At 45.4% G+C, this 10,848-nt stretch carries 8 protein-coding genes; all 8 read left to right on the top strand.

Annotated elements, in window-relative coordinates:
- On the top strand, positions 1-900 hold a 900-nt coding region (locus tag QZ147_RS06155; protein WP_295148238.1), incomplete at its 5' end, for an ATP-binding cassette domain-containing protein.
- 44 nt (positions 901-944) lie between these two features.
- Positions 945-1,775, top strand: coding sequence for a UTP--glucose-1-phosphate uridylyltransferase GalU (gene galU, locus QZ147_RS06160; RefSeq protein WP_295148240.1), 831 nt, complete (start codon positions 945-947; stop codon positions 1,773-1,775).
- Positions 1,762-3,033, top strand: a complete 1,272-nt coding sequence (locus QZ147_RS06165; protein ID WP_295148242.1) for a glucose-6-phosphate isomerase — start codon at positions 1,762-1,764, stop codon at positions 3,031-3,033. The genes galU and QZ147_RS06165 overlap by 14 nt, the downstream gene beginning before the upstream one ends.
- Before the next feature lie 51 nt (positions 3,034-3,084).
- On the top strand, positions 3,085-3,936 hold the full coding sequence (gene modD / locus QZ147_RS06170) for a ModD protein (RefSeq protein ID WP_295148244.1): 852 nt from the start codon (positions 3,085-3,087) through the stop codon (positions 3,934-3,936).
- A 102-nt stretch (positions 3,937-4,038) separates the two neighbouring features.
- Positions 4,039-4,740 carry a molybdate ABC transporter substrate-binding protein gene (modA, locus tag QZ147_RS06175; RefSeq protein WP_295148246.1) on the top strand — a complete coding sequence of 234 codons (702 nt, stop codon included), beginning with the start codon at positions 4,039-4,041 and terminating at the stop codon, positions 4,738-4,740.
- Positions 4,737-5,396, top strand: a complete 660-nt coding sequence (locus tag QZ147_RS06180) for an ABC transporter permease subunit (protein WP_295148249.1) — start codon at positions 4,737-4,739, stop codon at positions 5,394-5,396. The genes modA and QZ147_RS06180 overlap by 4 nt, the downstream gene beginning before the upstream one ends.
- A 540-nt stretch (positions 5,397-5,936) precedes the next feature.
- Entirely contained in the window at positions 5,937-8,771 is a 2,835-nt protein-coding gene (locus QZ147_RS06185; RefSeq protein WP_295148252.1) for a hypothetical protein, read from the top strand.
- 137 nt (positions 8,772-8,908) lie between these two features.
- A complete protein-coding gene (locus QZ147_RS06190; protein WP_295148255.1) occupies positions 8,909-10,495 on the top strand; it encodes an ABC-F family ATP-binding cassette domain-containing protein in 1,587 nt (528 codons plus the stop codon).
- The last annotated feature ends 353 nt before the right edge of the window (positions 10,496-10,848 follow it).

A 10,848-nucleotide genomic window follows, 5' to 3' on the forward strand; every position in this document is an offset into this window, starting at 1 on the left:
CGGGCGGCCACCAGTTCATCGAGCGCCTGGCGGGCCAGGGGCAGCAACGGCAGCGGCAAATCCACGCTTTTGCGCGTCGTTTCGTTTTTGCAGAGCCCGAGTCGCGGAGAGGTAGAAATTTGGGGATGCGCAAAGCCGAATTTAGAAATTTTACGCCGAATTTCTATCCTTTTTCCAGAACCCGCGCTTTTAAAAAGAAGCGTGCGCGAAAATTTTAGATTCGCGCTAAAAAGCCGCGGCCTTGAAAGAGAGTTTAATTCCCGCGTAGGCGAGGCATTAGAGCTAACGGGGCTTGATGAAAGCTTTTTAAGTAAACGCCATTTCGAGTTAAGCTCGGGCCAGACTCAGCGCACGGCGTTCGCGCTGGTTTTGGCGCTTCGCTCGCGGCTTTATTTGCTAGACGAGCCGACTAATAGCGTAGATTTGGCTACTTCAAAGCTATTCGGCAAGGCGGTCGAGTTTATGCGGGATCAATATAAAAGCGGCTTTATAATCGCTAGCCACGACGAGAAATGGCTAAGCGCGGTCGCGCAAGAAAGCGTATTCTTGCACCGAGGGCGCATTAGCGAATTCGAGCTAAAAAACGTCTTTAACGTCCAAAACAAAGCGCTAAAATTTAGCGAAAATTTAACGCTCGCCTTACCCGAAAATTTGGCCTCGGCTAGTAAAATCGCGATTAATCCAAGCGGTGTGAAAATTTCGCTTACGCCCTTTGACGGCTGTTTGGAGGGCGTTTTGCACTCGGTCTCGCTCGCTTACGAAGGGCAAATTTTAATCAAAATAAAAATCGGAGATTTTTTAATAAAATGCGTGCGAAATTTGGACGAAAAACAAAAATTTTGCACGGGCGGGCGAGCGTTTTTCGAAATTCCTCCTAGCGCGCTTTTAAGCCTAGAATAGTAAATTTTAATGTAAAATGCACGAAAAATTTTTAAGGATGAATAATGATACAAACTTGTCTTTTTCCAGCCGCGGGCTACGGCACGAGATTTTTACCCGCCACGAAAAGCCTTCCTAAGGAGATGCTGCCGATACTAACCAAACCGCTGGTGCACTACGGCGTGGACGAGGCGCTGGAAGCGGGTATGGATAATATGGCGTTCGTCACCGGTCGGGGCAAGCGCGCGCTGGAAGATTATTTCGACATTAGCTACGAATTAGAGCATCAAATCGCCGGCACTTCAAAAGAGCCGCTGCTAGATGAAATTCGCTCGCTGATGAGTCGCTGCTCATTTTCTTTTACGCGACAAAACGAGATGAAAGGGCTTGGACACGCGATCTATACGGGTAGGGCGCTAGTGCGCGACGAGGCTTTCGGCGTGGTTTTAGCCGACGACTTGTGTATAAACGAAGGTGGCGAAGGCGTGCTGGCGCAGATGATGAAAATTTACGAGAGATACCGCTGTTCGGTCGTGGCGGTGATGGAGGTGCCGCGCGAGCAGACCAAAAGCTACGGCGTGGTAAGCGGCCGCGAGATCGAGGACGGATTAATAATGATAAGCGACATGGTGGAAAAGCCCGATCCTGCCGACGCTCCGTCAAATTTAGCCGTTATCGGCAGATATATTTTAACGCCCGATATTTTTAATATTTTAGAGCGCACGGCGCCCGGCAAAAACGGCGAAATCCAAATCACCGACGCGCTAAAAACGCAAGCGCGCGAAGGTATGGCGATAGCCTATAAATTTAAAGGTAGGCGTTTTGACTGCGGCAGCGTAGAGGGGTTTGTGGAAGCTACTAATTATTTTTACGAGCGCGAATATGGTAAAAACTAGCTTTAAATTTAACCTAGCGCCGGACGAGCTTATCGACGCCTACGCGCGCCGCATGAACGACGAGATAGAAGGCGGCGAAGTAGGATATTATCATCTACCCGAGCTCGGTTTTAGCGCGCTTAGCGAGATAGAGCGCTACGAAAAGGATCTTACGTGGATCAAAAACGTCGTATTAGTAGGCATCGGCGGTAGCTCGCTCGGCGTAAAGGCGATAAAATCAATGCTGGGCGAGCCTAGTAAACGCGAGCTTTATTTTTTAGACAATCTCGATCCGCAAAGCTTTTTGCGCGTGGCTAGCAGTATAAATTTTAATGAAACGCTGTTTATTATCAGCTCGAAATCGGGCTCCACGATCGAGACGATCACGATTTTTAAGTGCCTGATAGATCTGTTTAAGCCTAAAAATTTAAGCGAAAATTTTCTAATCATCACCGATCCCGCGACGAATTTAGAAAATTTCGCCCGCGAAAACGGGATAAAATTTTTTAATATGCCTTCAAACGTGGGCGGGCGATTTAGCGTGTTAAGCGCAATAGGGCTCGTTCCGTTAGCTCTTTGCGGATACGACGCACGCGCGCTTTTAGAGGGCGCGGCGGAGTGCAAAAGCAGGTACGTCTCGCAAAACGACCGCTCGCTTATAGCAAAAGCCTATCACTACGCCACTCACCGCCACGCGGCCATAAACGTCGTATTTAGCTATTCAGACGCGCTTAGCGCGTTTAACGACTGGTACGTGCAGCTATGGGCCGAGAGCCTAGGCAAGAAGCGCGGCTACAAGCGCGTGGGTCTTACGCCGGTAGGCCTCATCGGCTCGCGCGATCAGCACAGCTTTTTGCAGCTAATCATGGACGGCGTCAAGGATAAAAGCGTAACTTTTATTAAGGTGAAAGATCATGGCGGTCGCAGCAAAACGGACGGAAATTTTAATCTCGCTAGCAAAAACGTCGCCGCCGAAGCAGACGTAAAAATCCCGAATTTTAGCCTAAGCGGGCTTGAGGGGTGCGATTACGTCGCGGGCCTTGATATGGGCGAGCTTTTAAATTTGCAAGCCGACGCCACCGCCCGGGCGCTGACGCAAGAGGGCGTGAGCGTCGATATTATTGAGCTGGACACACTTGACGAGCGGCATGCGGGTTGGTTGATTTTTTATTACGAGCTACTAACTTCGGCTGCAGGGATAATGCTCGGCATTAATACCTACGACCAGCCCGGCGTCGAGATAGGCAAGCGCATACTCCGCACAATGCTGCTTAAATAAACGGCAAAGCGCGGCGTATGCGCGCTTTTGTCGACTTTTAAAAGGATACATATGTTTATCTCAGACGCCAAAATAGACGAGCTAATCGCTAGCGACGGAGCGTATTTAGACCTTACGACCGAGCTTTTAAGAGGCTGCGCGGATTTAGACGCGCCGGCTAGGCTTACCATAAAAACTAGGGAAAATTTGGTTTTTAGCGGCGGGCAAATCGTAGCTAAAATAGCGGCGAAATTCGGCTGCGCCGCGCAAAATTTACCGCCCGAAGGGACGAAATTTAATGGGGGAGAGGAGATTTTTAGCGCGCGGGGAAGCTTTGAAAATCTACATAAAATTTGGAAAATTTGTCAAATTTCGCTCGAATATTCCTGCAAAATTTCAACCTACGCGCACGAGATGCTAGCCCTAATGCGCGCGCAAAATCCGCGCTGCGCGCTCGGGGCTACGCGTAAGAGCTTTCCCTTTGCCAAAGAGCTTTGCGTAAACGCGCTAATCGCGGGCGGCGGGACGATGCACCGACTAGGGCTACACGATAGCGTCTTATTTTTCGATAATCACGTCCGCGCGTTTGCGAATTTTAGAGAATTTTGCGAAAATATCGCGCTTTTTAAGACTCGCGCGCCTGAGCGAAAGATAATGGTCGAGGTTGCTAGCGAGCGCGAATTTAGCGAACTCTTGGCGTATGCGCCCGACGCCGTAATGTGCGATAAAATGAGCTCGGACGAGGTAGCTCGCTGCGTAAAAATACGCGATAAAGTCGCGCCTGGCGTTACGCTGTGCGCCGCGGGCGGGATAAACAAATCAAACTGCGCGGATTATGCGGCCGCAGGCGCGGACTGCTTGGTAACGTCGGCGGTTTGGACGCAGGGGACATGCGATTTAAGCGGAAAGATAGAATTTATATAAATTTTTAAATTTAGATTTAAATTTTAGCGGTAAGCGGCTATTTTATCAATAAATAAGATTATATTTCGTAGAATTCTCCAAATTTTAAAGTAAAGGATTTTCATGAAAAAAATCGCTCTTTTCCTAATGCTCGTAGTATTTTCGGCATTCGGCGCGGACGAGCTAATCATCGCGGCTGGCGGCGGATATAAAAAGCCCGTATCGGCTATAATCGAAAATTTAAAAAAGGACGGTATTGACGCGGCCGGCGCATTTGCGAATTTAGGACAGCTCGTAATCCAAGCGCGAGAAAATAAAATCTCGCTTATCGTAGGCGACGAGGCGTTTTTAACTAAGAGCGAGCTAAAAATCGCAAAATTCGAGCGCCTAGGAAGCGGCGAATTAGTTTTGGTAACGCCTAAAAATATTAAGATTAAAGACGCGAACGAAATCGCAAAATTCGATAAAATCGCTATGCCAGATCCCAAAAAAGCCATTTACGGCATAAGGACGGAAGAATTTTTAAAAAAAGCGAAATTAGAAGCGCTGAAAGATAAAATTTTACCCGTTGCCGGCGTGCCGCAAGTCGTAGCGTACGTGCTAAACGGCGAGGTACAAGCGGGTTTTATTAATTCAACCGAAGCGCTTGCTAGAAAAGACGAATTCGGCTCGGTAATTTACATAGACCAAAATCTTTATAGTCCCGTATTTATCGGTATCGCGAAGCTAAATTCGTGCGCCGACGAAGCGCTTTGCGAAAAAGTGATAAGCGAATTTAAATCCGAAAAATCAAAAGAAATTTTGGCTAAATTCGGGCTTAAATGAGCGAGCTTTCGTGGCTAATTAATCCGCTTATTTTAAGCGCGAAAACTCTATTTTGCAGCTTTTTGCTGCTAATTACCGTAGGGCTGTGGATCGCCTATTTTTTAGCGTTTAGCCGCAGCCCGCTCAAAAAAATCGTCGAAATTTTAGCGCTTTTTCCGCTTGTTTTCCCGCCGATAGCGACGGGATTTTTGCTACTTTATATTTTAGGTAAAAACGGACTTATCGGCGGGGCGCTAAATTTAGACGTGGTTTTTAATTTCTCTTCGTTGGTGATCGCCGCGTTTTTAGTCGGTCTGCCGTTATTCGTAAAGCCCGTAAGCGCAAGCTTTAAGACGTTTCCTTGTAGTCAAATAGAAGCGGCGCAGAGCCTAGGTAAGAATAAATTTGAAATTTTCATCTTCGTAATCTTGCCTAGTTCGTTTAAAATTTTAGCTTCCGCGCTGATTTTGGCTCTTTCGCGCGGGCTGGGCGAAGTAGGAATAACGCTAATGCTAGGCGGAAATATCGCTGGGCGCACCGATACGCTAGGGCTTGCCGTGTATAACGCGGTTTACGACGGCGAAAATTCGCGAGCTCTTGTTTTAAGCGCCGTGCTTGCGGCGACGAGCTTAGCGCTATTTTTTGCGATCGGGACGCTGGAAAGGCGCGGGAAATAGCGTTTTGCTAGCCTTTTAGCGGACGAGAGGCTTTTATAGATATGCTTTGATATGCTTCCGTTTATATCTTTAATTCATAAAATTCGCCGAATTTCGCTTCTGGCCAAGTCATTAAATTTTAAATTTCTTAAAACGGCTTGAAACGCTTAGACTACCGACTTACGCGGACGTTTGACAAAAAATCTAAAAAGTGATTTAATCCGAAGTAAATTTTTTACAAAGGATATTACAATGAAAAAATTTTTAATACTTACTTTTTTGGTTTATTCGGCGTTTGGCGGCAACTGTTGGGAAGGAGACTGTTCATATTGGAATAGATATCAGGTAAGAGTCAACACGCCGTATCCTCATTTTGAGGATTGCGATGAGATGCGACCTGAGGATTTGGCAATAGGTAGGAATGAGTATACGTATACGTTTAGTGGCGGTATTTCTTGGTGGGATCATAGTCATGGCGGCAAAAGACTACCGATACAAATAGCTAATGAACCATTTAAAGTACATCTGCTAAGTATATTTAACTACAAGCTTAGAGGCGGCATGTGGATTGAACAGCAAAGTTACACACGGTATGAGATGAAAGCGCAAGTAACAAAGGTGCAGGTAGTAAAGGCAAGAAATAAGGCTGAATGCTTAAGCGCTAGCGGTAGTAATGTAATAAATGATAACGTAGCTACTAGTGTATTAAACGGGTTCGGTCCTGATTTCGCATGGACGTCGTATCCGCTGGCTACATATGATGTAAATATTCCTGGCGCGTATGATAGCTTGATGTTCCGTATAGTTTATATTAAGAACGGAGTTCAAAACTATAACTGTAATTCAGATACTTTCGCTGTGCGACCGAAAGCGTACGTACTTTATAATTTTGCTCCTGAATCAGGTGGAGAGCCTACCAGAGATGCCGATGGCAATATAGTCCCGGTAGGCATAATAGCTTCGGCTAAACATCCTTATGAGACGGGCGTAGATCTGGGCTCGTCTGCAACCTATACCAAGAATGTTCCGATAAGAGCAGGCGTGCTAAAACTAAAAGCCGGAAAAGAATATCCAAATATCGGATTGGTAGCAATAGACTATAAAAATAATATCATATCTAACTATAATGGAAAAGTGCAAGGCGTAAAAATGAGTACTAGGTTTAATGAAGAACCAGGCTCGGATCAAATTCAAAATTACTCCTATCTTTATGATTACGATAAACTCGACTACGAAGATGAGTTGATGAAAGATTATATTAAGGATCGAACCGGCACCGGAGGTTATACTTTTAGAGTCGGCTCTTCTGAGGGTCGTGAGAATTACCTATTTGGAAATTATTTAATGAGCCAAAAAGACTGCGCTATTAATGGAGCATTTCAATACGGCAATAACTATCAAATCGTTACCGAATACGCGGATCGTTCTTGGCATTCTTGGATGGGTACTATGCATATGACGCAACCGGATCAAAGTAATCCGCCGTTAATGCAAGCGGATGACCTAACTTTAAAATTTAAAGATGTAAATTTCGTAAACGGAAAGGCGAGGCACATAAAGGTAATAAATAAAGACGGTTCTGAGAGCCCTTTTAAATTTAATAACGTTGGACTTGCTAGGATGCGCGGTAAGCAAGCATTATCCGAATTTGAAGTAGATTTTTACGGTACGTCTAATACGAGTACAGGGGAGTATTTCAAGTATCAAAGGACGGAATGTATGCCGTTTAATATACCGGACAGATACCTTGCCAAAGATGGTTCTAATAATTTTAAATACGTCTATACTGGTAGCGAAAGCGCCGGTCTCACTAGCATTGGAGGATGGGGAATGGCGTTGCCGTTTAAGCGCTGCTATACGACTGTACAAAGTAACGAAATTTACTTCGTACCCGATCATTTTAAAATTTCAAATTTTAAAATAAAAAATTTCGGAGACGAGACGCTTTATTTAAACGAAACCGATAGCGGTGGAACTACTAGAAAAGTAGCTAAAAATTTTGACCTATCGCGCAACGATATGACTTATCTAAGAAGCGTAGGCGAATTAGATAGAAGTAAACCCGCCGACATGTACGCTACGGCTAGCTTTGACGTAGAGGTAGCCGACGAGCAGGGTAATCCGTTGGTAGGCTATCTAAAAAACTGCTATGCTAGGGATATTAACTTTAAGCTAAATTTCATAGGCGCGCCGGACAAAAACAATCCCGCCGTTAGAGGCGTGCCGGGCCTTACCGACGTGAACGGCAATCAAATGACGCTAGCGCAAGCGCAGCAAGCCATAGGGTATTTTAACGATCAGGCGGAGAACGAGTTTATACCTGCAAGCGGAGGTCGATTTATGTTAAATCCGGCATATAAAAGTCAAACTACTACGAAGGTAGAAAAAGACGCTCACGGCAATCCATACAAGAAATACGAAGGGCTTTTTACCATAAAAGCCGATAGCTGGCAGTTCTATCCGGAATCTACCGACCCTGTTACGCACGTAACTACTCCGGCGCATACGAAAGCTCACGTCGTAGTTAGGCTAAATTTCGATAGAGACGTGGCAAAACCGATAAATCCTTTTAAAATAACTAGCGATATGTTTGATGTGACGGATATAGTAGATACTATCTACGGTACGACGCTAAACGGCGTGGCCGGGCAAAACCCTACAAATACGTACGGGGTTCCTAGTAAAGATGCTTCCGGTAATCCTAACCCAGATATAACGGGCGCGTCGTTTTATTACGGAATGACCTATTCGAGAGATTATAACGTCAAGTCCTCCGATAGCGTCGATGCGAATATAAATTTCGCCGTTTATTGCGGCTGGGTAGGCGGCAGTATGTGCGATAAAAGCTTTATAGGTGCGCCTGGACATACGTACGAGCAAGCAAAGACTTTGAGCGGAATGCTTCAAGGCTGGTATATAAACGCGAAACACGATCAAACGAAGCCTACGTCCGAGATAAATTTTGGCTGCGTAGGACGAAATAACGCTAGCGGAGATTACAGATGCTTAAATTCCTCCGAATACGAAATGCTAATACCTAACAAGGCGAGTGGCGGCGCGGATCTAAAATTTAAGACGACGACCCCCGGCGTAAGGGATCCGTATCTAGATATACTAAACGTCCAAAGAGACGAGGCGGGAGTCGTCACTATACCGCTACCTACTAACCCTTGGCTGGTATACGCCTCGAATTTTGTCGCTCCGGCGGGACTAAGCGGAACCGCGCTAGCGGCCGCCATGCCTACGTCAAATAGCTTTAAAGTGAAATTTTACGGCGAAGGCTTCTGGGCGGGAAAGGCTCTTAAAAACGATAACGGCGGAGACGATACGACGGGCGTTTATATAGCGCCGGGAAATCTTTTAAGAGGTCAAAAATATAAAAAGATAGAGTGGTAAAACGCCCTTAAATTTCTACCGAAACGACGGATAAATATCGTTTCGGTAGCCTACTAAATTTCTGCATACGTAAAAAAATCGAATTTTAATCAACTTTTAGGCATAATCTCGCTTTAAAATTTAATTAAGGAAATTATATGCTAGAAGTTAAAAATTTAACCCAACGTTTCGCAAGCAGCTTACTTTTTGAAGACGTAAATTTAACCTTAAAGCGCCACAACCGCTACGGGCTAATCGGCGCGAACGGCGCGGGCAAATCGACGTTTCTTAAAATTTTAAGCGGACAGATCGAAGCTAGCAGCGGAGAGATCGTAATAGAAAACGGACTTCGCGTCGGCGTGCTCGGGCAAGATCAGTTCGCGTTTGAAAATTTTACGCTAAAAGACGCCGTGCTTTACGGCAACAAACGCCTTTACGACGCGGTGAAAGAAAAAGAAAAGCTTTATATGAGCGAGGAATTTACCGACGCCGTAAACGACCGCCTAAGCGAGCTGGAAGTAATTAGCGCCGAGGAGGATCCGACCTATGAATACGAAACGCGCATCGAGAAAATTTTAAGCTCGCTCGGGTTTGAAAATTTCGACGCGCAAATGAGCGAGATAGAAAGCTCGGAGAAGGTTAAAATTTTACTCGCTCAGGTGCTGTTTCCAAAACCCGATATTTTATTTCTCGACGAGCCTACGAATAACCTAGACATCGACGCGATCGCGTGGCTAGAAAACGAGCTAAATCGCCACGAGGGCACGATGGTAGTCATCAGCCACGACCGCCACTTTCTAAACCGCGTTTGCACGCATATTTTGGACGTGGATTTTAAAAAAATTCGCGAATTTAGCGGTAATTACGACGACTGGTATATGGCGGCCAATCTCATCGCCAAACAGCACGAAATGGAGCGCGACAAAAAGCTAAAAGAAAAAGAGGAGCTTGAAAAATTTATCGCGCGCTTTTCCGCAAACGCAAGTAAGGCGCGCCAAGCCACGTCTCGCGCCAAACAGCTCGAAAAGCTCGATATCGCCGAGATCGCCGTCTCGTCTAGGCGCGATCCTAGTATATTATTTCGCGCTAACCGCGAGATAGGCAACGAGCTAATCGAGCTAAAAAACGTAGATAAAAAATTCGGCGAAAACGTAATCTTTAAAAACCTAAATTTCAAGCTAGAAAAGGGCGACAAACTCGCTATTATCGGTCATAACGGCGTGGGCAAAAGCACGCTTTGCAAGATTATCGCGGGCGAGCTAAAACCCGATGCGGGCTCCGTACACGTGGGTGCCACCATCGAAATGGGCTACTTCGCACAAGATACCGTTAATGCCGTAGCGGGTGATCTAAAACTATACGAATACCTCCAAGACGCCAAAAATAAAGACATCGACGAGATCCGAAAGTGCCTTGGGCGTATGCTATTTAGCGGCGCGGATCAAGAAAAAGCCGTCGGCTCGCTAAGCGGGGGCGAGAAGCACCGCGTCCGACTGGCTCAGCTTATGCTGCACCGCCCGAATTTACTCGTAATGGACGAGCCTAATAACCATTTAGACCTTGAAGCCATCATCGCGCTAGGAGAGGCGTTTTATAATTTTAGCGGTTCGGTTATTTGCGTTAGCCACGACCGAGAGCTTATAGACGCGTTTGCTAATAGAATTTTGCATCTAAAAGGAAACGGCGAAGTAGTAGACTTTAAAGGCAGCTACGAAGAGTACCGCGCGGCGCAGGGTTTGGAGTAAAATTTGGATGAAATTTTAGGATTTTTACGCCGGCTTATAGTCGGCGTTTTTAATATTTTTAGCAAAATTTTCGATGCGCTGGATTTGCTAAGCTACGTAAAAGACGTAAATCGGAAATATTTTTATGCCTTGTTTTTAATTTTAACGGCGTTGTTTATTTTTTATTTAGTTGCCCGAAAAGCGGGCGGCTAAACGGTTAAAATTTGGATCTAACCTTAAAAAACTTTTTTATATACGCTGTTTTTACGGGTTTTCTTGTGACAAAATCGTAACAAAATTATCTATTACTCGGTTAAAACCTCATTTTTATAACACTATCCTTAAAATTTATTATTAATTTTTAGCAAAAATAC

This window comes from uncultured Campylobacter sp., from assembly GCF_905371695.1.
GTDB lineage: Bacteria > Campylobacterota > Campylobacteria > Campylobacterales > Campylobacteraceae > Campylobacter_A.